Source organism: Actinomyces sp. HMSC08A09, assembly GCF_001807465.1.
In the GTDB taxonomy this organism is placed as follows: domain Bacteria; phylum Actinomycetota; class Actinomycetes; order Actinomycetales; family Actinomycetaceae; genus Actinomyces; species Actinomyces oris.
This window is the reverse complement of the sequence record NZ_KV789088.1, coordinates 37436-57234: the sequence shown is the minus strand read 5'-3', so window position 1 is coordinate 57234 and position 19799 is coordinate 37436. Positions and strand designations below refer to the sequence as shown.

The following is a 19799-nucleotide window of genomic DNA, read 5'->3' as shown; positions in this document are numbered from 1 at the left end:
GGATAGGAAGATGGCTCAGCCGAATCTCAACGAGGCATACCTTCATGTATTCAACAGGATGCCGTCAGAAGTTGTGGATGAGGGACTGACACTTCGAGAACGAGATCTTGAGCTGATCCTCGACTTTTGGAGGTCGCGTCCACAGCAACCACCTGCTGTCAAGGATGGCGAAATTTGGCCACTCGTCAGCCATCACACCTTCGCTGACCGGGCCCTCGTCGGAGGGTCGGGGAGGGGGGTTCTCCAAAGGGCGCTGACCATGATGCTGATACACGACGGACTTGTAGTTGCAGATCCCATCCTTGCGCTCGAACGCGTCCGCCGAGAGCAAGGCGTGTTTGCTGCTTTACAGAAGTTTACAGCTGTGACGCGTGACCTTGCAGAGCTTGAGCCGCTTATAGACGCGAAGGTTCTTCGAACCACTTCCGTGCGTCCCGATTTGTCTGACGACGTGCGAACTGCGGTGCTCAAGGTGTTTGGCGTGGACTCGTCCATGAGGGTATTCACTAACTTCGTGGAGGCTGCCGGACACATTCGAATCGCTTCTCCGGGGCTATTTGCCGAATATGTGTTGGAGGTTCAGGAACTCTATCGGCGCTTCGGTATCTCCATCCCAGCGCCGAGGTCGATTGACGAAGCTGAGGCGTTCGTCGTCATGCTCGGCGCAGCGCTGATCGAGGTGTCGTGGCAGTTTGCCGTCGTCGCTTCTGACCCTGCGTGTGACCTGGCATTCAAGGGGGCCCTTGAGCGACGCTTGTTCACTGAAGTCGTCTCGGCTGGTATTAAGGGCGATATCGGTCCAGGTCGTCATAGTGGACGGCTTGACCTTGGGGAGATTCCGAACTTGGACCCAAAGAGGCTTACTGTCAAGGATGCGTTGAGCATCCGCAAGGAGGATGCGTTTTCCAAGTTTCGGTACGACGTTCGTCAGGGACTTGATCGTTTAGAAGTCTCGGAGAATTCGGGGATGCCGACTAACTTAGCTGTCGCATCATTCGAGGATGCTATGCGCGAAAGTGCTCGCGAGCTCAATGCAGAGGTTCGGAAGAGAAGTTTCGGCGAAATCATCCGGAGCAACTCCGTACATGCGGCTATCGGAGTTGCGGCGGCTGTTCCTGGTGGTGCTATGCCTGCGGGAATCGCTGGAGCGGCCTCGGTGGCGACGGTGATTTACGAGTGGCTGCGAGGTCGCCGTTCCCCAGGGCGGTCGGCAGTCAGCCTCCGTTACCTATCAATGCTTGGTGGCGCCCGGTCGCATGACTCAACTTCAGCTTGAGTTGTTCAAGATGAACCGGGATTTGATAGGTTGGGTTGTCAGGTCGCGAGTTTGGGTGATGTACATCAGCGTGTGGAGTGGAACCAGTCACTGCGCGATGGTTGCTGCGATGTGGTTAACCCTAGGGCTGTATGTCGACGGTAAGGCTTGTTCGGCTTCTCGTTTGTGGCCGAAGTTTTCTCCGAGTCTCGATTTCGTCGAAGTTGGAGGTGTCGTATTCTGATTTCAGGTTAGACTTTGGGGTGGCCTGTATTAATCGGTGGGAGGTTTTGATTGAACTAACTCAATATCCGGTGTATTTGCATATAGGTCGCTACTTTCTGCGCTTCTTGGCTGTAAGTGAGAATGCTTCCCGTGATGGTGTTTCATTTTGTCTTAATGTTAAAGTTTGCTCTTCTTGATCCCACTGAACAGAGAACTTGAATCGACTTTTCCTATCCTCCTCTTCGTCAGTTCCGTGAGCCCAAGTAAACGACTCCGGCATGTCTTTGGTGTCTAGTTCTTTGGGGATTCCTGAAGCGGTATCTTGATATTCATATACAAAGTTCCTCTCCTCTCCTTCTTCTGTCACAGTCACAGATGTTCCAGACATAACCCATGCTCCATGACCGGTTCGATATGGCGCGTCGTCTTTTCTCGCCTTCAGGTCCCAGGTTCCATCGCCAACCGTCAGGACGGCGTCTCTCCAGTCGGGCAAATTGTCGAAAGAAATTCCCCATTTACCGACGGCAAACTTCTTAAAGGCGAGTGTTGTTCCAGAGCAGCCAGTGAGTGGGCTGATTGCTGCGCCTATAGTCGCGATCGACAGGTACTTGAGCGTCTCGCGGCGGCCAAGAGTTCTGGTGAGAAAACGAATCTTCTGACGCATAGTGTCATCCCTTCGGGAACGTTCGATTAATGAGTTCCGGGCGGCTCTTGTAAGTATCCGTAATAATATACGTCTCTTTCTACTTTGCGCAGTAGACCCACGTCAGTCTTTCGGCACCTGACTAGGTGCGTACGCGCTCTTCACTCCCCTGGTGGTTGGGCCGCATTTTGCCCGCAGGCGTGCCGCTGCAGGGTGGGGCTGCTCCCGTGCGTTCGTAGGGTAGGTCGCCGGTGTCCACAGCGCTGACATGAGCGAGCCTGCCGTCGAAGCACCCGGCGGGGATCGTTGGAATCCTGCGGTTCTTCACCGGGGTGCAGTCCCGATTCGGGGTTAATGTCAGCGCTGTGGACACCGATGCCCCGCCAGACCTCTTCCCTTTGGCCCGCCCTCGCCACCAAGGCCACCGGCCTGCCCAAGGTCGCCGCCCGAGCGAGTGTCTCAGAAGTGAGGAGACAGCACAGTGATGAAGCGCCGCGCGTTCGTAGGGTAGGCCGCCGGTTCGTACCCTCTACCCCTCGAAGGCGCGACCTACGGTACGAACGCGAGCGCCTCCCAGCGCTTCTCAGCGGCGTGAGGCCTTCAGTCGCCGGCCGCTCGCCCACCACAGGACGGCCCCGCAGCCCAGGGCCCACCAGGTGTAGCTCGAGCCGACGGCCTTGGCCCAGACGGGCCAGTTCTGCTCCACGTGGTTCTGCTCGGGGAACCACCACTGCATCGCCAGGACGAAGACGAGGAACCCGGCGGCGCCGGCCACGCCGAGCGCGGTCGAGCGCCAGCGCCAGGCCGCCGCCGCGACCGACATGAGCACGGGCAGGCACCACACCCAGTGGTGCGACCAGGAGATGGGGGAGATGAGCAGGCCGAGCACCATGACCACGCTGATCTGGAGGGACAGGATCAGGCCGTCGTCCTGGCCGGGACCCCCGGCCGCGCCGCCGGCTCCCCGCAGCCGGTCCAGCCGTCGGCACAGGAACCAGGCCGCCGCCACGGCGAGCAGGGAGCACGCCGCCCAGGTGAGGTTCCAGGCGGACTCCGGCAGCCCCCGGGCAATCGCGCCCTTGAGGTTCTGATTGCCCGAGTAGTCGGCGAAACCGGCGCGCCCCGGATCCCACATGGCCGAGGTGAAGAACTCCCAGGACTCGGCGGGGGCCGCCAGGGCGGCCAGGAGCGTCAGTCCGACGGCGCTGCCCGCCATAGTGGCTGCCGCCCGCCACTCCCGGCGTGCCAGGAGCACCAGGATCGCGACCGCCGGCGTCAGCTTGATCGCGGCGGCCAGGCCGCTGAGGGCCCCGCGCCAGCGCGAGCGCTCAGGAACCAGGAACAGGTCCACGGCCACCAGCGCCATGAGAATGGCGTTGACCTGCGCGTACTCCATGGTCTTGGGGAAGGGCTCCAGGGCGATGACCCCGATGAGCGCCAGCCACGGTGCCAGGCTGCGTGCCATCCGGGGCGCGACGGCCAGCCGCCTGAGAACCGCGTAGGCGGTCACGGCTGCGCACAGCGGTGTGGCCACGATCAGCAGCACGGTGGCCTGCTGGTACGACATCCAGGTCAGGGGCGAGATCACCCAGGCCGCCAGGGGCGTGTAGGTGAAGGGCCACAGGTGCTGGCCCGGGTTGGCGTACCAGCTGTAGAGGTCCCCGCCGTCGAGCCACTGACGGACGGCCTCGTAGTAGACGAAGGAATCCAGCTTGAACAGCCACTGGCCGTGCTCATCCACCAGGGACCAGTAGGCGGGCACCAGCAGGGCCAGCCATCCCAAAGCGGCGACGACGGGCGACGAGGCGACGGCGCGCGTGGCCGCCACCAGCCGCGGAGGTCGGGCGGCAGGCATCCCGCTCCCACGGCCGGGGTGCCCCGTGGGGCCGGTGCCCGACTGGGAGGGAAGGGGGGCGTGTTGTGGATTTCCTGCGATCGGCATCGTGCTGAGTGTAGAAGAGTCACCAAGAACGCTGGGAACTGAGTCGCCCGCCGAGGACGCTCAGTGACCACCCAGCGAGCCGCTGGTCCGCGCTCGCCTCAGCGCGGGCAGCCCCAGGACACCAACCACGACGGCGCCCCAGGCGAAGGCGGCCACCGCCAGGTACCCGGCGCGCGAGCCACCGGCGTCGGTGGCCTGCCCCGCCAGCAGGGACCCGATCGAGACCCCGATGTTGAGGGCCGTGCTCACCCATGCCAGGCCCTCGGTCAGCTGGGAGGGGGCCACCGTCACTTGCACGATGTTGTTGCCGCTGGTCAGGGTGGGGGCGATGGCCAGCCCCGTCAGGAGGGCCAGGACGGACAGCACCACCAGGCTCGGCGCGAAACCGAAGGTCGAGGCCCCCACCGCCAGCCCCACCAGCCCGGCCATGAGCTGCTTCCACAGCGGCCATCCCCACGTGCGCGAGCCGTAGAGGAGGGCTGCGCCGAAAGAGCCCACGCCCCACACCGCCAGGACCAGACCCGAGGCGGACTTGTGCCCGGCCTCGGTGGCGAAGGCGACCGCGGCGACGTCGTTGGCCCCGAACAGGGCCCCCAGGATGAGGAAGACGATGGCGATGGACACCATCGCGCCGTAGCGCATCACCGGTGGGTGCGCCGCGGTCTGATCCGACTGCTCGGCGGCCTCGGCGGTGCGCCGCGGCCGAGTCGGGTGCGGCGCGGGCTCAGTGGCGCGCTGGCCGAGGAACCACAGCCCCCCGACCAGCTGCATCGCCACGCAGCACACCCAGCCCGAGATCACCGGCAGGAACGGCGTCGTGCACAGGGCCGTGGCCAGCACCGGCCCGAGAATGAAGGCCACCTCGTCCAGGGCCGCCTCCAGGGAGAAGGCCGCGTGAACCTCCTCAGGGCGGGTGAGCATCGCCGTCCAGCGCGCCCGCACCAGTGAGCCCATGGAACCGGCCAGGCCGCCGGCCAGGGCCGACAGGGCGGCCAGGATCCCCAGGTGCGCGTGCACGGCGGCGGCGCCGGCCAGCCCCACCAGGCTCAAGGACGACACGAGCACCGCGGGCAGCATGACCCGCGACTGGCCGTAGCGGTCGACGCAGCGGGCCAGGATCGGCGCCCCGATGGCCATGGCTACGAAGTTCGCGGCGCTGACCAGGCCCGCGGCCGTGTAGGAGCCGTAGAGCTCCTCGACCGCCAGGATCGTGGAGATCCCCACCATGGACATGGGGAAACGGGCGATGAGCCCGGCGCTCGTGAAGGAGCGGGCGCCGGGGTGAATGAGGATCGTTCGGTAGGAGGTGGCCATGTCGGACGTCGTGCGCTGCTGGAAGGTGCGGCTCGGAGGAAGTTCAGAGGAAGTTCAGAGGAATAGGACGGGTCGGAGCCCCGGCGGGCGGGGCTCCGACCTGGGGTGAAACGGATCAGTTGCTGCGGTGGGTGGTGGGGGTCACGCTCTCGCGGCTGAGGATGAAGCCCTGACCGGTGACCTGGCTCCAGCACTGCATGCCGGAGTCTGCTGACTCACAGGCGAAGGTGGAGTTCTTGGCGGCGGAGCCGTAGCTGAGGCTGACGCCCTTGGTGGAGAAGGTGGACCCGCAGCTCTGGCTGGACTTCCCGTCCGTGCCGATCGTGACCGTCAGCGGCTTCGAGGATGGGCAGGAAGCGGTCGAGGCGTGCTCGTTGATGACGCAGGTGAGGTTGTTGTCATTCAGGGTGCAGCTGATGTTGCCGCTGGGGGCGTCGAAGGCCGACAGCTCCTGAGCATTGGCGGGCGCCGGTGCCTTGAGCGTGGGCGTCGCCGAGGCACTCGGGGTGGCCGAGGCCGAGGGGGAGGCGGACTGGGAGGCCGGGGAGGCGCCGTCTTGAGCCGCGGCCTGGCCGGAGTCGGCCGGGGCCTCGGTGCCCGAGTCGGCGGCCGAGCCCTTGTCACTGCCCCCGGAGAGGTACCAGGTCGCCAGGAAGACCAGGACGGTGGCCACCAGGAGCGCCAGGATGAGCAGGATGCGGTTGGAGGTCAGGAAGGAGGACGGGGCCTCGGAGTCGTCGTCCTCAGTGCCGACGCCGAAGACGCCGTCGTCGCCGGCCACTGCGGGGGCCTGCTGCACGGCAGCCGGAATGACCGGGCTCTGCGCCTGAGAGACGTTCGCGGACTGCTGGAAGGTCTGCTGCAGGGCGGGCTGAACCGGCCGGGCCGGTGACTGGGAGGCCACCGCCTGGGCGGGGTGGGACGTGGGCACCGAGACGGTCGGGTCGCCTGCGGCCTGGAAGCCGTCAACCTGCGTGTTCGCGCCGGCCGCGTTGAAGGCGCTCGGTGCGCTCGCGGCGCTCCTCGAGCTGGTGGCGGAGATCGCAGAGGCGCCGGAGACCGCGCTGCCGGGCTGGAGCGAACGGGGCAGGGTCACCTGCGTGGGGGCCTCGGAGGACCTGGCCGACGGCGCGCTCGGCTGGGCGCCGGGGGGTGAGACCACCGCCAGCTGCGGCGATGACTGCGCCGACTGCGCCGACGGCGCTGACTGGGGCTGGCTGTTGCGAGAGGCCAGGGCTGCATCGACCGCGGGGTCACCCAGGGTTCCCAACCACTCCAGGAGGGCGGGATAGGTGCGTGGGTTGGCGGCGATGTAGGGGCGCAGGCCGGGGTAGTTCTGCGCCAGCTGGTGGAGGGTCTCCAACTCTGCATTGGGATCCTGCGCTCGCGCGACAAGCTCGTCCTTGGCCTGAGACATGCTGGGTCCTTCGAGGGTCGGGAAAACGACGTCGGTCCAGGTTGTGACCGGCACCTGGGGCCGTCGCGGGTCGGGTGTCGGGCCGCCCGTGATACCGAGTCAGGGAACGCAGTACCACCTCGGCGGCATAGGGGTCGGTCAGCCGGCCACGTTGGAAGACTACCTGAGGACACCGTGAATCCGACTGCCTGACGGGTCACGGCCGCAGCTCGTCAGTGTCCGACGACGGCGGATCGTCGCCGACCGCGGCGGTGAGGCAGGCCCGTTCGGCGGGTGCAGCGGGGCCGGCGCCGCCGGCCTCCGATCGGGTGTGGGCTCCCACATGGTGGAATCAGGGCGGTGGCGCGGTGGTTCCGGACGGGGTGCTGGGGTTTACTAGGGGAGTGCACGCGACGCAAGTGAAAGGGAGCCGATGACCGAGCACGTTCGTGCTGATGCCGATGCCATCGTGATCCGCGGTGAGGACGGCATCAGGGCCTCGGAGGTCGTTGTCGGTGCGGCCACTGACGTGGGGCGCCTGCGGACGATCAACGAGGACGGCTACCTCGCCATCGCTCCGGCCTTCGTCGTCGTCGACGGCATGGGCGGGCACGCCGCCGGCCGTATGGCCACGCAGGTGGCCCTTGACTCCCTGTACTCCCTGGCCGGGGCGACCATCACCGACATCGACACGGTGGTCCGCGCGGTGGTGGCCGCGCAGGAGGCGATCATCGCCATCCCGTCCCACGCCGCCTACCTGCCCGGCGCGACGATCGCCGGCGTCATCCTGACCTGGATTCCGGACGAGCAGGGGGTGACGCGTCCCACCTGGGTCATCTTCAACATCGGGGACGCCCGGGTCTACCTGCTGCGCGACAACATGCTCTCCCAGGTCACCCGCGACCACTCCCGGGTCCAGATTCTCATCGAGACCGGTGAGCTCACCCCCGAGCAGGCGCGCCGCGACCCCCGCCGCAACATCGTCACCCGGGCGCTGGGCGGTGGCATCGCCGACTCCGGCGTCCCGGACCTCTACACCGTTCCGGTGGCCGCCGGGGACCGACTCCTCATCTGCTCCGACGGACTCAGTGACGAGCTCGACGACGAGGCCATCGCCACCGTGCTGGCGGCCGGGTGCACGGCGCAGCGCACGGCCGAGCTCCTCGTGGCCGCCTCCCTGGAGGGCGGAGGGCATGACAACACCACCGCTGTCGTCGTCGACGCCCTCCAGGTGCCGGATCTTCCGCCGACGGCGCACCCGTCCCGCCCCGGTGGCGCGAGCAGTCAGGGGGCGCAGTGACGATCTCCCCGGTTCCCTCCCCATCCCTGCCACGCGAGCGGATTCCGCTGCCCGAGGGGCTGACGCGCCTGTCGGACGGTGCTCTGCGGGTCGACGGCGTTGACGGGACCGCCGTCATCAACCCGGCTGCCGGCTCGCAGGCCGGCGGCGTCTCCGTGGAGACGGGCCTGCGGGTCCTGCAGGCCCTGGGCGGCACCTACCTGCCGACGGTGGGGCCGGCGGCCCCCGCGGCACTGAGCGAGCCCTCCCCCCAGGACGCCGCGCCCTCGCGGGCCGCAGCGCTGCGGCGCTCGGACCTGCGGTCCATGGCGCCGCAGCCCAGCGGGATCGTCCCGGCCGAGCCCAGTGACGAGACCACGCTGCTCAGACCGATCACCCCGATCTCCCCGATCTCCGGCTCGCCCCAGGAGGCTGCCCCGGAGCAGGAGCAGGAGCCGCAGCCGGCGCCGGTGCCCCTGGAGGTGCCTTCTCCCGCCGCGGCCGATTCTCCTACCGAGGTCGCTTGCCCCGCCCAGGCCCCTTCCTCTGACGAGGCCCCTTCCTCCGCCGAGGCTGCGACTCCTGCCGAATCCAACAGCTCCACGGACTCGGCTCCCGAGCTGCTGGAGACGGGCGTCTGGGAGGACCCCGACGACCCCGTCGAGCCGCAGCAGCAGCTCTCGCAGACCACTGAGGCCGCTGCGGAGGGCCTGGAGACCGGCGACGTGAGCCCGTTCCCGGACTACCCCGAGCCGGAGCCCGGCTCGGGGCGTCGGCGCCGCGGCGCCCACCGGGCCCCCACCGCCCCCTCGGCGAGCTCGGGCGGCAGCCCGACGGCCAACACCCCCACGGCGCCGGACAACTCCAAGAGCAAGCAGCCCCAGCCCGTCCGGGAGCCCCAGCCCTTGGAGGCCCTGCCCAACACGGAGGTCGTCTCCGCCTCCGAGGCGGCGCTGATCGCGGCGCCCCCGGTGCGGGCCTCGATCTGCCCCCAGGGGCACCCCAATCCTCCCGAGCTCCGGGAGTGCCTGATCTGCGCCCAGCCCCTGCCGGGAGTGACCTCCTACGTGCGCCGGCCGGCTCTGGCCACGCTGACCCTGTCGACCGGCGCCGCCGTCGAGGTCGCCGGCGACGTCGTCATCGGACGCGCCCCCCAGGTGCAGGCCGGGGGTGATCCGCACATCGTGGCCCTGGTCCCGGTGGCCAGCCCGCAGCACATGGTCTCGCGCTCCCACCTCATGCTCACGACCTCGGGGTGGAGCGTGCTGGCTCAGGACCTGGGCTCGTCCAACGGCACTGTCCTGGCTCGCCCCGGTGCGACGCCGGTCCTGCTGGGATCGGGAATGCCGACGCCGGTCTTCATGGGGGACCTCATGGATGTTGGTGACGGAGTGACGCTCCGTATCGATCCGCCGTCGTGGCTGAGGCTCCGTAGTGGCTGAGGTCACTGTCCGAGTGGTTGTGCTTGGCCGGTGCGGTTCCGGCATCTCAGCGAGACTGGACCCGGCCGATCATGAGCCGGGACCGTGGAAGGAGAATTCATGAGCGACCTGACGTGGACGGAGATGCCGGAGGTCGATCCTGAGCAGCCCGACGAGCTCGTCCTGGACTTCTCCGGAGAGATTCACCGGGTCGCTCCGGCCGACACCTTCGTCATCGGCCGAGGCGGAGACCTCGATATCGACGACAACCCCTACCTCCACCGCCGTTTCCTGGTCTTTGCCCACTCCGAGAACCTCTGGTGGATCGCCAACGAGGGTTCGCGGTTGTCGGCCACCCTGACCGACGGCGAGGGGCTGGTCCAGTCCCGGCTGGCCCCGGGGGCCCGCATGCCGCTGGTCTTCCCGCGGGTCATCCTCACCTTCTCCGCAGGCCCCACCACCTACGAGATCAACCTCATCACCTCCGGCGAGGACCGTTTCTCCGGGATCGACGGCGTGCGCCAGTCCTCCGGCCAGACCACCATCGGGGTGACTCCGATGACCCGCTCCCAGCTGCTGCTCGTCCTGGCGCTGTCCGAGCCGGTGCTCAAACGGGCCGGGACCGGGGCCGCTGAGATCCCCTCCTCCGCGGCGGCCGCGGCGCGCCTGGGCTGGCCGCTGACCAAGTTCAACCGCAAGCTCGACAACGTCTGCGAGAAGCTCGACCGGGTGGGGGTGCGCGGGCTGCGCGGTGGCCGGGTGGCCGGAGCCGCCTCCAACCGGCGTACCGCCCTGGTGGAGCACGCCGTGTCCACTCTCATGGTTACCGCCGAGGACCTCTACATGCTTGACGAGGAGCGGGCCGCCAACCAGGCCCCCGCCGACCAGACGGCCGAGCGCTCGGTGAGCACCGCCCCGGTGGCCCAGAGCTCGCCGTCGGCGCCGAGGCGATGACGTGACGCGAGGAGCGATGAGTCACCACAGTGACGCGGACTCGCCTCGGGTGCAGGATGACGCGACCGAGGAGGAGCTCTCCGATCGGGCCCTCCTCCATGAGGTCCTGGCGGACGATCCCGAGGAGGACGACCTCTCGCAGGAGGAGTTCTTCGAGGATGACCTCCCCCACCCTGCCGGTCGACGTCGCGCTCGACGGTGGGTGGCGGTCCTGGTGGTGCTCGTCGTCATCCTGAGCGCCGGGGCTGTCGGGGCGGAGTACCTCGTGCGCGGGCAGGTCGACTCCGCCGTGCGCTCGGCCCTGCCGGGGCTCAGTCCGGACGCCCGGATCGCCACCAGGGGAATCGTTCTGAGTCAGGTCGTCGGCGGCTCACTGGACAGTCTGAGCGTGGACTCCCCGAGCCTGACGATCACCTCCAAGGGGCAGAGCAACGCCTCGGTCACGCTCAGCGACGTCGATGTCGATCTGAGCCACATCAGCCTGCACAAGCCCTATCAGACCGACACGGTGGCGGCGTCGGGCACCGTCAGCTGGCAGCAGGTGGCCACGCTCGCCGCCGCATCGCACCCCAAGCTCAAGGGCATTACCCTTCAGGCCAAGCGCACCGGGACGAGCGCCCAGGATCCGGGAGGCATCCAGGCCTCGATGTCCGTGCTCGGTCTGAGTGGTGAGGCCGAGATCGCCCCGTCGCTGGGTGCCGACGGCAGCCTGATCCTGACCATCACCTCCACCCGGATGAGCGGGAACACCCTCGGCGTCGACGTCGGCACGGGGCAGGACAGCATGCTCAGCTATGTCGGGCTGGACTCCCCGCAGATCACGATCCCCGCGAAGTCTCTGCCGTCGGGGCTGCGTCCGACCAGCGCCATCGTCACCGATGACGGGCTCCGGCTGAGCCTGGCCGGGAGCCGGGTGAACCTCGGCCAGCTCTGATCGCGGGGCGGCCACCCCATGACGACTCGTCTCACATTTCCTTCAAAGTGGCGCGAATCCGGTGAAAAGTGGAGGCCTTCCGGTGCTGTGGGGAGGACTTCCCCGTCGCTCGCGCCACAGGTGGCCCCGGCTCGTATAGCCTGCCAATGCGTCGCCTATCCAGGCGCGAGCACGTGGCGCGAGGAATCAAGCCAGAATTGAGCGAGGAGAACCATGAGCATGCAGCCCGAGCACCGCGCCCAACCCGGCAGTCAGCCGGGTGGCTGGGGCAGTGGCCAGCAGTACGGTCAGTCGAGCGGCCAGCCGGCCGGTCAGCCGGCGGCCCGAGCGGCCGGTCAGCCCGTCGGCTCCTCCGCCGGGCAGGGGACTGCGGCCTCGACGCAGCAGCCACCCTCGGTCCCTCCTCAGATCGACCCGCAGACCGCCGGGGCCGGCTCCGTGCCGACCACGTCATCCAGGATGACGGTTCCCGGCTACCCCTCCGGACCGGCGGCGCCGGCCGAGGAGAAGGTCGACACCGGCCCCCTGCCGTCCCGTGAGACGCTGCGCCGCGAGGCCCGGGCCGCCTCCAGCCGTCGAGGCGCCGGGGACGCCGACGTGGAGCGCGCCGGCGAGCTGCTCAAGTCCGTGGCCAACATCTTCTCCCAGCGCGTCGTTGGTCAGGAGCAGCTGCGCAGGGCCCTGGTGACCGCCCTCATGTCCAGTGGGCACATCCTGCTGGAGTCGGTGCCGGGCCTGGCCAAGACCACCGCCGCCCAGACGCTGGCCTCGGCGGTCTCCGGCTCCTTCCGGCGCATCCAGTGCACGCCCGACCTCATGCCCAACGACATCGTGGGCACCCAGATCCTCAACTCCTCCACCGGCGAGATGACCACCCAGCTGGGGCCGGTCCACGCCAACATCGTCCTGCTCGACGAGATCAACCGCTCCAGCGCCAAGACCCAGTCGGCCATGCTCGAGGCCATGCAGGAGCGCCAGACCTCCATCGGCGGCGTCGTCTACCCCCTGCCCCACCCCTTCATGGTCCTGGCCACCCAGAACCCCATCGAGGAGGAGGGCACCTACGTCCTGCCCGAGGCGCAGATGGACCGCTTCCTCATGAAGGAGGTGCTCACCTACCCGCGGCCCTCCGAGGAGGCCGACGTCCTGGACCGCATCTCCAACGGGACCTTCGACCAGCCCGTGACCGGTCGGCCCATCTCCACCGACGACGTCGAGTGGCTGCAGCGGGCCGCCGAGCGGGTCTACGTCGATCCCGTCATCAAGCAGTACATCGTCGCCCTCATCAACACCTCCCGCGGCGGAGGACCGCGGCCCGTGCCCGGTCTGGACCGGCAGGTGCGCGTGGGAGCCTCCCCCCGTGGAGGCATCGCGCTCATGAAGGTGGCCCAGGCCGTCGCCCTCCAGGAGGGACGCACCTACGTCATCCCCGACGACGTCCGCCTGCTGCGCCACGGGGTGCTGCGCCACCGGCTGGTGCTCACCTATGACGCCCTGGCCGACGGAGTCGCGCCCGAGGCGATCATCGACGCCATCTTCGCGGCCGTCCCCACGCCCTGAGCCCGGTGGGGACCAGCACAGCGATGAGCACGGAGGTACACGGCGCTCCCGGGGCGCCCGAGTCCGATTCCGGCGAGGGCCGGCGCGGTTCGCGGATCGAGCGTCTGCGCGCAGCTCTGAGTCTGCCGACCCTGCGCCGCGCCACGGGGCTGCTCGACGGGCGCCACAAGTCGGTGTTCGTCGGACGCGGGCAGGACTTCGACGACATGTCCTTCTACCGGCCCGGCGACGACATCTCCGACATCGACTGGAAGTCCTCGGCCCGCCTGGGGCAGCCGGTCATCAAGCGCTACCAGCGCGAGTCCATGATGCCCATGGTGCTGGCCGTGGACACGGGCCGGACCATGGCGGCGATGACCCCCTCGGGCGAGGACAAGCGCGACCTGGCCCTGGGAGTGGCGGAGGTCTTCGCCTACCTGGCCCGGATGCGGGGGGACTCGGTGGCGCTCGTGGCCGGTGACGCCGGCCGGATGATCTCGCGCCCGGCCCGTTCCGGGGCCAAGCACGTGGAGACCCTGCTGGCGCTGCTGGCCCGCACCTATGAGGACCTCGACGCTCCCGTTGAGGGGGCGCCCGGCGTCTTCGAGCTGGCCCCCGGGGCCCCTCCCTCCAGCCTGCCGCGCCTCATGGAGCGGGTGAGCACCTGGCACCGCCGCCGCAGCCTGGTCATCCTCATCACCGACACCGCCCACCCCGGCCCTGACGCCGCGACCTGGCTGCGGCGCCTGTCGATCCAGCACGAGATGATCGTCGTCCAGATCGAGGACGACGACCCGCTGCGCCCGGACGGCGGCCGCGGGCGGGACATCGACCTGCCCTTCGAGATCCCCGCCTTCCTGCGCGCGGACTCCTACCTGGCCGCTCAGGCGGCCGTGGTGCGCGAGCAGTGGCGCACCAGCGTCGAGCAGGTGCTCGACGCCCGGCACCTGGAGTACGGCGTCGTCTCCTCCGAGGAGACGCTCATCGACTCCATCGCCGAGCTCCTCCAGCGTGAGCGCGCCGCCGTGGCCAGAGGGAGGCGGTGACCTCATGCAGATCATGCCCCCGGTCCTCATGCCGATTTGGATGGTCATCGTCATGGTCGTCGGCCTCCTGCTGGTGACCGCCTGGCTGCTGCGGACCTTCCTCGTGACCCGCCGCGACATCTCCCAGGAGGTCGGAGACATCCCCATGGCGCCCCGTGAGCGCCGCCAGTGGGGTGAGCGTCTCAGCGAGATCTCCCAGCGCTGGGACGCCGGTGATCTGGACCTGCGCGAGCTGCACCTGGAGCTGGCCGCGCTGCTGCGCGGCTTCGCCGAGGCCCGCAGCGGGGAGGAGATCACCACGGCCACGGTCTCGGAGATCCTCGACATGGCCGCGACCGCCGGGCCGAGCTCGGTGGAGGAGCGCCGGCGCAGTGTGCGCGCGGCGGGCCGTCCCCTGGACATCAACCCGCTGGGGCACGTCGGAGAGCTGCTGGCCGTGTGGGAGCAGCCCTCCTTCGACCGTGAGCCGCAGGCCGCCGCGCAGGAGGCCCTTACCCACGCCAGGGAGGTGGTCACCCGATGGTGATGCTCTGGTTGTTCATTGTTCTTGTCGTCATCGCCGCCGCGGCGATCACCGCGGTGTTCATCATCGACCGCCGCTCCGGCCTGGGCCCCTCCACCGGGGCGCCCAAGCGCTCCGGGATGTCCTGGAGCCGGCGGGGGAGCGAGCAGGTCGTCGAGCTGCCCCGCCGTCTGGCCAACTCGGCGAGCCTGTTCCAGCTGCCGGCGGTGCGCAAGCGCATCCGGGCTCAGCGCTGGCTGCACGCGCTCCTGGCGGTCCTGCTGGTCTCGGGCCTGGTGAGCGCCGCCGCCATCGCCGGTCGGCCCGTGCGCGTCACCGAGCGCTCCGACGCCCTGGCCAACCGAGACATCGTCCTATGCTTGGACGTGTCGACGTCGATGGTCAGGATCGACTCCTCGGTCCTGACGACCTTCTCCGAGATCCTGGAGGATTTCGACGGCGAGCGGGTGGGGATCGTGGCCTGGAACTCGGCCGCGCAGACCATCGTGCCGCTCACGGACGACTACGAGTTGCTGCGTGACCAGCTCAGCGAGCTGGGCGACGTGCTGGACATCGACCCGGAGAACGTCACCTACAAGCAGCAGCTCGCCTACCAGGAGGCCTTTGGCGGCACGGTGAACTCCAGCATCAACGGCTCCTCCCTGGCCGGCGACGGGCTCGCCTCGTGCGCCCAGGCCTTCGACAACCAGGGCCTGGAGCGCTCCCGCTCCATCATCCTGGCCACCGACAACCAGGTCATCGACCCCGACAACGAGCAGATCTATCCCCTGCCCGACGCCGCCAAGCTCCTGGCCGAGCGCAAGATCCGCCTGTTCTCCATCTACGGCGCCGACGAGGACCAGCCCTACCAGGACCTGCTCGACAAGACTCCCGAGGAGTCCCGCGAGGAGCTCAAGACCGTCACCGAGGAGCAGGGCAAGGGGCGCTTCTACGACGTCGAGGACTCCGGCACCGGGGGCCAGATCGTCAAGGAGCTGGAGAAGACCGAGGTCTCCGCGCTCGGGGGGCGCAAGCAGACCCGTCGCACCGACGTCCCCCAGCGGCTCGTCATCACGCTCTCACTGGTGCTTCTGGGCTACCTGGGACTGACTACCTGGAGGCGAGCATGAAGCCGGTTCCGATCATCGGGGACTTCGCGTTCATCCCAGTCACCTGGTGGATCCTCGTCCTCCTCGTTGCGGCCGCCCTGACGGGGCTGCTCATCGTGGCCCGACGCCGCCTGGTCCGTGACGATGCCGAGCCGGCCGCCCGCCGGGCCTGGTGGAGGCGCCTGGCCATCGTCGTCGTCATCATGCTGGCGCTGGCGGGGCCGGCGATCCGCGGCAGCGAGGCCATCAGCGTCTCCAACGTGGAGATCTACATGGTGGTGGACCGCACCGGATCCATGGCCGCGGAGGACTACCAGGGCAAGGGGCCCGACGGCGTCGACCAGTCGGCCTCCACCAGGCTCGACGGCGTGCGCGCCGACATGCGGGCCATCCGCGAGGCCTTCCCGGACTCGCGCTTCTCCATCATCGCCCTGGACAACACGGCGGCCAGGGAGCTGCCGCTGACTCACGACACCAACGCCGTCGACGCCTGGATCGGCTCCTTCAAGCAGGAGGTCTCAAGCCACGCCACCGGCTCCTCGCTGGAGGTGGCGCTTCCGGTACTGGGGCAGACGCTGGCGCAGGCCCGCCAGTCCGAGCCCAAGGACATCCGCCTCGTCTACATCTTCTCCGACGGCGAGGCCACCGACAACGGCCGCGGCGCTCAGACGGCCGACAACGCCGGCATCTCCTGGCAGTCCCTGGCCGGTCTCGTCGACGGGGGAGCAGTGCTGGGCTACGGCTCGACCGAGGGCGGCAAGATGCGCAGCTACGACGGCTCGCCGTCCACCGGCGAGCACACCCAGTCCGACTACATCACCGACGGCCAGGGCGGGCAGCCCGGGGTGTCGAAGATCGACGCCGACGAGCTCCAGAAGGTGGCCAAGGACCTGGGGCTGCCCTACTTCCACCGCACCGGCGGCTCGGGGGATGACCCGACGAGCAAGTTCACCAACCTCGACATCGAGGCCGTCACCTCCGACGGGCGGGCCAAGACCAACGCCCGGGTGTACCTGACCTGGCCGCTGGGACTCATCGCCTTCGGTCTGCTGCTGTGGGAGATCCTCGACCTCATGCGAGCCGACCGTCGCCTGCGTCTTCTCATGGGAAGGGGACGATGATGACGACAGGACACATTCCCGGCGAGGTCCCCGGGCAGGGTGGCGGCGAGACACAGCCCGGTGCTGCCGACGGTGCACAGAATGCCCCGGGTGCGCCAGAGGCAGCCGGTGCCCCCTCGGAGCAGGAGGTCGACTACCTGCAGAATGCGGACCCGAAGGACGATGCCTCCTCCCCGGCCCCCGAGGACCCCAGGCGGCGCGAGGCCCGCCTCAAGCGTCGTCGTCGGCTCCTGACGATCGGTGGGGTGCCCGCGGCTCTGGTCACCATCATCTCCCTGTGGCTCGGCTCGATCTTCCTCATCTCTCTGGCCGGAAACCGTGCCGCGGCAGCGGGCCACTACGACACGGCCCTGTCGCGCTACCGCACGGTCGCCAGGATCAATCCGTGGCTGGAGCAGTGGCGCGTCCACTTCAACCTGGGTACCGGTCAGCTCGCCGCGAAGGATCCGACCTCCGCGGTGACGACCCTCAACCAGGCTCTCAGGGAGGCGCCCAAGGCCAAGGTCGACCCGGAGACCAAGGTGAAGGAGGCCGGCTCCCCGGAGTGCATGGTGCGCACCAACCTGTACGTCGCCCACCTCACCCTGGCGGCCCAGGCCCAGGAGAGCGGAAGCCTCGCGGCGGTGATTGAGCACACTGAGGCGGCTATGAAGGCGGCCGATGCCTGCGAGGTGCCGCCCCCACCTGAGCAGAATCCTTCCCCGAGCCCGAACCCGTCGGCCACGCCCAGCAGTGACCCGAGCTCGACCCCCTCCTCGCAGCCCAGCAGCGACCCGAGCTCGACCCCCTCGGCCACGCCCAGCAGTGACCCGAGCTCGAGCGCCTCCTCCCAGCCGAGCAGCGATCCGAGCTCGAGCCCGTCGTCGTCGAGCTCGCCGGGCGAGACCTCCTCCAGCACCCCGAGCGCCAAGCCGACCCCGACCCCGGTCGATGACCGGGCCAAGCGACTGCGGGACCGCAACAACGGCAGCCCGGGAACCTCCGAGGAGTCCGGTGGCAGCGAAGGAGGGGGAAAGCCCTGGTGAGTGACTCGGATACGGGGCGGGCCTCCCGCCTCGTCGTGGCGGCCGCGGTCCTGGACGACCTGGAGCATCCGACCACCCTGCTGTGCGCGGCCCGCTCCTACCCGCCTGAGCACGCCGGTCAGTTCGAGCTGCCCGGGGGCAAGGTCGAACCCGCCGAGAGGCCCGAGCAGGCCCTGGCCCGCGAGCTGGACGAGGAGATCGGTCTGGGTGTCCGCCTGGGGCCCGAGCTCGTCGTCCCCCGACAGCTGGCGGTTGCGGCGCCACCGAACAGCAGTCCCGGCGACGACGCCCCGGCCTGGCCGGCCATGCACGGCTTCAGGATGCGAGTGTGGCTGGCCGAGCCCGCCCGCCCCGAGGAGCGGGGCAGGGCCGGAGACGACCACCAACGCCTGGAGTGGGTGCGCCTGGATCCGCCCGACCAGCTGCGCCGGCTGCCGTGGCTGGAGGCGGACCTGCCGATCATCGACGCGCTCGTGGACGCCCTGGGGCGCTGATGGACACCGGGGCGCAGGCGGGCGGCCCTCCCCGGGGCCGCGGGCCCGAGGACACCGGCCGCCCCACGGCGCCGGCCCGTCCCAGTTTCTGACACTTCTATCGTCCGCGTCATCTCGTAAGTTAGGGTTACCTCATGCCGAAGATTCTGGGTTCCTCACTGGCCGAGCATCGAGAGCGCACGCGCACCGCCCTGTTCCAGGCGCTGTCCGAGCTCATGAGCCAGCGCAGCTTCGACAAGATCACCCTGTCCGACGTCGCCAACCACGCGGGCGTGGGGCGCACGGCCGTCTACAACCACTTCGCGGACAAGGAGGACCTCCTCCTGGCCTTCATGGAGCACGAGGCCGGCCGCTACGCCGAGGAGCTCTCCCGGGCGCTGGCCGGCACCCAGGACCCGATCGACCGCCTGCGCATCTACGTGCGCCAGCAGGCCCTCATCGCCCGACACTTCCACTTCCCGACCTCGGGGCCCCTGTCCGGGGCGGTCTCGCGCGGGACCGCCGGCCGCCTCAAGGCCCACGGGGCGCTTGTGGCCCAGATGCTCTCCTCGATCCTCACCGACGCCATGGACCAGGGGCTCATCCCTGCCCAGGAGCCAGAGCAGGTCATCCCCCTCATCCACGCCACCGTCATGGGCGGGCGCCCGACCCCCACGGATCCGGAGCAGCGCCGGGCCTACCTGGAGAGCCTGGACGCCTTCGTGCTGCGGGCGGTGGGGGCCCGTCAGCCCGCCCACGCGGTTCCGACCATTGCCCAGCCCCGCGCCACCGAGCCGCTGGAGGGTGCCCAGGCCCCCGGTTCGCTTCGTCACAGCGCGGTCGGCTGACAGTGTGAGCCACGGCCTGCCGCGCACGCGGGCGGGCCTGGCAGACTTCCGCTCGTGAACCTGAGCTGGACTGACACCTGGAACGACCTGCTGACCCGAGCCTCGAGCGTCGTCGGCCTGGACCCCGGCGTGCTGTGGCCGGCGCTGGCGATCCTCCTCATCGTCCTGGCCTGGGCTCCGGCCCGCCGCTGGGGACGCACCCTGGTGACGATCGTCCACGAGGCCGGGCACGCCGCCGTCGGCCTCATGGTGGGGCGGAGCTTCCGCGGATTCGTGGTGAGCCGGGACCTGTCCGGGCACGCCGTCACCGCCGGCAAGCCCACCGGCCCCGGCCGGGTGGCCACCTCCTGGGCCGGCTACCCCGCCCCAGCCGTCCTGGGCGCCGTCGTCGTGCTCCTGGCCCTCAAGGGCTGGGCGAGCGCGGTCCTGCTACTGGGACTGGTCCTCCTGGCGGTCCTGCTGGTCATGTCCCGCTCCGTGCGCACGGTCCTGCTGGTCCTGCTCGTGGCCGCTTTGACCGGGGCCCTGTGGTGGTGGGGCGGGCAGTGGCGCGACGGCGTCGTCGCCGGGACCGGGCTGGCCCTGCTGGTGGGGGCCTGGGACTCCCTGCGCGACGTCGCCGCCTCGCGCGACCCGAGTCAGGACCACCGCACCCTGGCCCATCTGACCCGGGTGCCCGCCGGGGTGTGGCTGACCAGCTGGTTCCTCGTGGACGCGGTGGCCACCGGCGTCGTCGTGCTGGCCCTGCGCGATCTCCTGTGAGGTGAGGGCGG

18 protein-coding genes are annotated in these 19799 nt (G+C 69.1%); 14 read left to right on the top strand and 4 right to left on the bottom strand.

Features of this window, described 5'->3' with window-relative positions:
• Positions 1 to 10: 10 nt before the first annotated feature.
• The gene (locus tag HMPREF3165_RS13150) at positions 11 to 1276 is read left to right on the top strand and encodes a hypothetical protein (protein ID WP_141744992.1); all 1266 of its coding nucleotides are present in this window, start codon (positions 11 to 13) and stop codon (positions 1274 to 1276) included.
• Between the two features lie 313 nt (positions 1277 to 1589).
• On the opposite strand, the gene HMPREF3165_RS13145 is transcribed toward HMPREF3165_RS13150, so the two are convergent.
• The 4 genes from HMPREF3165_RS13145 to HMPREF3165_RS01860 form a co-directional block, all read right to left on the bottom strand.
• Positions 1590 to 2144 (bottom strand): hypothetical protein, encoded by a 555-nt coding sequence (locus HMPREF3165_RS13145; RefSeq protein WP_141744991.1) that lies wholly within the window; start codon positions 2142 to 2144, stop codon positions 1590 to 1592.
• A 562-nt stretch (positions 2145 to 2706) separates the two neighbouring features.
• Positions 2707 to 3978: a glycosyltransferase 87 family protein gene (locus tag HMPREF3165_RS01870; RefSeq protein ID WP_070510450.1), complete on the bottom strand. Its 1272-nt coding sequence runs from the start codon at positions 3976 to 3978 to the stop codon at positions 2707 to 2709.
• A gap of 147 nt (positions 3979 to 4125) precedes the next feature.
• A complete protein-coding gene (locus HMPREF3165_RS01865; protein ID WP_070510448.1) occupies positions 4126 to 5379 on the bottom strand; it encodes an MFS transporter in 1254 nt (417 codons plus the stop codon).
• 115 nt (positions 5380 to 5494) lie between these two features.
• Positions 5495 to 6796 (bottom strand): variant leucine-rich repeat-containing protein, encoded by a 1302-nt coding sequence (locus tag HMPREF3165_RS01860; protein WP_020991960.1) that lies wholly within the window; start codon positions 6794 to 6796, stop codon positions 5495 to 5497.
• 412 nt (positions 6797 to 7208) lie between these two features.
• Here HMPREF3165_RS01860 and HMPREF3165_RS01855 point away from each other — a divergent pair, with 412 nt between their 5' ends.
• The 13 genes from HMPREF3165_RS01855 to HMPREF3165_RS01795 all read left to right on the top strand — a co-directional run bounded on the left by HMPREF3165_RS01855 (position 7209) and on the right by HMPREF3165_RS01795 (position 19788).
• The gene (locus HMPREF3165_RS01855) at positions 7209 to 8075 is read left to right on the top strand and encodes a PP2C family protein-serine/threonine phosphatase (RefSeq protein ID WP_070510446.1); all 867 of its coding nucleotides are present in this window, start codon (positions 7209 to 7211) and stop codon (positions 8073 to 8075) included.
• Entirely contained in the window at positions 8072 to 9496 is a 1425-nt protein-coding gene (locus HMPREF3165_RS01850; RefSeq protein WP_070510444.1) for a hypothetical protein, read from the top strand. The genes HMPREF3165_RS01855 and HMPREF3165_RS01850 overlap by 4 nt, the downstream gene beginning before the upstream one ends.
• Before the next feature lie 99 nt (positions 9497 to 9595).
• Positions 9596 to 10429, top strand: a complete 834-nt coding sequence (locus HMPREF3165_RS01845; RefSeq protein WP_020991959.1) for an FHA domain-containing protein — start codon at positions 9596 to 9598, stop codon at positions 10427 to 10429.
• Positions 10430 to 10445: 16 nt separating this feature from the next.
• Complete coding sequence (locus HMPREF3165_RS01840; protein ID WP_070510442.1) at positions 10446 to 11363, top strand: LmeA family phospholipid-binding protein; 918 nt, start codon at positions 10446 to 10448, stop codon at positions 11361 to 11363.
• A 213-nt stretch (positions 11364 to 11576) separates the two neighbouring features.
• Positions 11577 to 12923: an AAA family ATPase gene (locus HMPREF3165_RS01835; RefSeq protein WP_070510440.1), complete on the top strand. Its 1347-nt coding sequence runs from the start codon at positions 11577 to 11579 to the stop codon at positions 12921 to 12923.
• Positions 12924 to 12946: 23 nt separating this feature from the next.
• On the top strand, positions 12947 to 13948 hold the full coding sequence (locus HMPREF3165_RS01830; protein WP_003787794.1) for a DUF58 domain-containing protein: 1002 nt from the start codon (positions 12947 to 12949) through the stop codon (positions 13946 to 13948).
• 4 nt (positions 13949 to 13952) lie between these two features.
• Positions 13953 to 14474 carry a hypothetical protein gene (locus tag HMPREF3165_RS01825; protein ID WP_009405425.1) on the top strand — a complete coding sequence of 174 codons (522 nt, stop codon included), beginning with the start codon at positions 13953 to 13955 and terminating at the stop codon, positions 14472 to 14474.
• Positions 14468 to 15580, top strand: coding sequence for a VWA domain-containing protein (locus HMPREF3165_RS01820; protein ID WP_070510438.1), 1113 nt, complete (start codon positions 14468 to 14470; stop codon positions 15578 to 15580). The genes HMPREF3165_RS01825 and HMPREF3165_RS01820 overlap by 7 nt, the downstream gene beginning before the upstream one ends.
• Positions 15577 to 16680 carry a VWA domain-containing protein gene (locus HMPREF3165_RS01815; RefSeq protein ID WP_070510436.1) on the top strand — a complete coding sequence of 368 codons (1104 nt, stop codon included), beginning with the start codon at positions 15577 to 15579 and terminating at the stop codon, positions 16678 to 16680. Before HMPREF3165_RS01820 ends, HMPREF3165_RS01815 begins: the two co-directional genes overlap by 4 nt.
• Positions 16680 to 17705: a tetratricopeptide repeat protein gene (locus HMPREF3165_RS01810; RefSeq protein WP_256274760.1), complete on the top strand. Its 1026-nt coding sequence runs from the start codon at positions 16680 to 16682 to the stop codon at positions 17703 to 17705. Before HMPREF3165_RS01815 ends, HMPREF3165_RS01810 begins: the two co-directional genes overlap by 1 nt.
• Positions 17702 to 18199 (top strand): NUDIX domain-containing protein, encoded by a 498-nt coding sequence (locus tag HMPREF3165_RS01805; RefSeq protein ID WP_070510432.1) that lies wholly within the window; start codon positions 17702 to 17704, stop codon positions 18197 to 18199. Before HMPREF3165_RS01810 ends, HMPREF3165_RS01805 begins: the two co-directional genes overlap by 4 nt.
• 134 nt (positions 18200 to 18333) lie before the next feature.
• Positions 18334 to 19026: a TetR/AcrR family transcriptional regulator gene (locus tag HMPREF3165_RS01800; protein WP_070510430.1), complete on the top strand. Its 693-nt coding sequence runs from the start codon at positions 18334 to 18336 to the stop codon at positions 19024 to 19026.
• Between the two features lie 54 nt (positions 19027 to 19080).
• Positions 19081 to 19788 (top strand): M50 family metallopeptidase, encoded by a 708-nt coding sequence (locus tag HMPREF3165_RS01795; RefSeq protein ID WP_070510428.1) that lies wholly within the window; start codon positions 19081 to 19083, stop codon positions 19786 to 19788.
• The last annotated feature ends 11 nt before the right edge of the window (positions 19789 to 19799 follow it).

Bases quoted from the DNA above. Each gene is read 5' to 3' on its own strand.
- HMPREF3165_RS01830 (WP_003787794.1), top strand. From the start codon at position 12,947: ATGAGCACGGAGGTACACGGCGCTCCCGGGGCGCCCGAGTCCGATTCC.
- HMPREF3165_RS01800 (WP_070510430.1), top strand. From the start codon at position 18,334: ATGCCGAAGATTCTGGGTTCCTCACTGGCCGAGCATCGAGAGCGCACG.
- HMPREF3165_RS13145 (WP_141744991.1), bottom strand. From the start codon at position 2,144: ATGCGTCAGAAGATTCGTTTTCTCACCAGAACTCTTGGCCGCCGCGAG.
- HMPREF3165_RS01825 (WP_009405425.1), top strand. From the start codon at position 13,953: ATGCAGATCATGCCCCCGGTCCTCATGCCGATTTGGATGGTCATCGTC.
- HMPREF3165_RS01820 (WP_070510438.1), top strand. From the start codon at position 14,468: ATGGTGATGCTCTGGTTGTTCATTGTTCTTGTCGTCATCGCCGCCGCG.
- HMPREF3165_RS01855 (WP_070510446.1), top strand. From the start codon at position 7,209: ATGACCGAGCACGTTCGTGCTGATGCCGATGCCATCGTGATCCGCGGT.
- HMPREF3165_RS01865 (WP_070510448.1), bottom strand. From the start codon at position 5,379: ATGGCCACCTCCTACCGAACGATCCTCATTCACCCCGGCGCCCGCTCC.
- HMPREF3165_RS01815 (WP_070510436.1), top strand. From the start codon at position 15,577: ATGAAGCCGGTTCCGATCATCGGGGACTTCGCGTTCATCCCAGTCACC.
- HMPREF3165_RS01835 (WP_070510440.1), top strand. From the start codon at position 11,577: ATGAGCATGCAGCCCGAGCACCGCGCCCAACCCGGCAGTCAGCCGGGT.
- HMPREF3165_RS01840 (WP_070510442.1), top strand. From the start codon at position 10,446: ATGAGTCACCACAGTGACGCGGACTCGCCTCGGGTGCAGGATGACGCG.
- HMPREF3165_RS01870 (WP_070510450.1), bottom strand. From the start codon at position 3,978: ATGCCTGCCGCCCGACCTCCGCGGCTGGTGGCGGCCACGCGCGCCGTC.
- HMPREF3165_RS13150 (WP_141744992.1), top strand. From the start codon at position 11: ATGGCTCAGCCGAATCTCAACGAGGCATACCTTCATGTATTCAACAGG.
- HMPREF3165_RS01845 (WP_020991959.1), top strand. From the start codon at position 9,596: ATGAGCGACCTGACGTGGACGGAGATGCCGGAGGTCGATCCTGAGCAG.
- HMPREF3165_RS01810 (WP_256274760.1), top strand. From the start codon at position 16,680: ATGACGACAGGACACATTCCCGGCGAGGTCCCCGGGCAGGGTGGCGGC.
- HMPREF3165_RS01860 (WP_020991960.1), bottom strand. From the start codon at position 6,796: ATGTCTCAGGCCAAGGACGAGCTTGTCGCGCGAGCGCAGGATCCCAAT.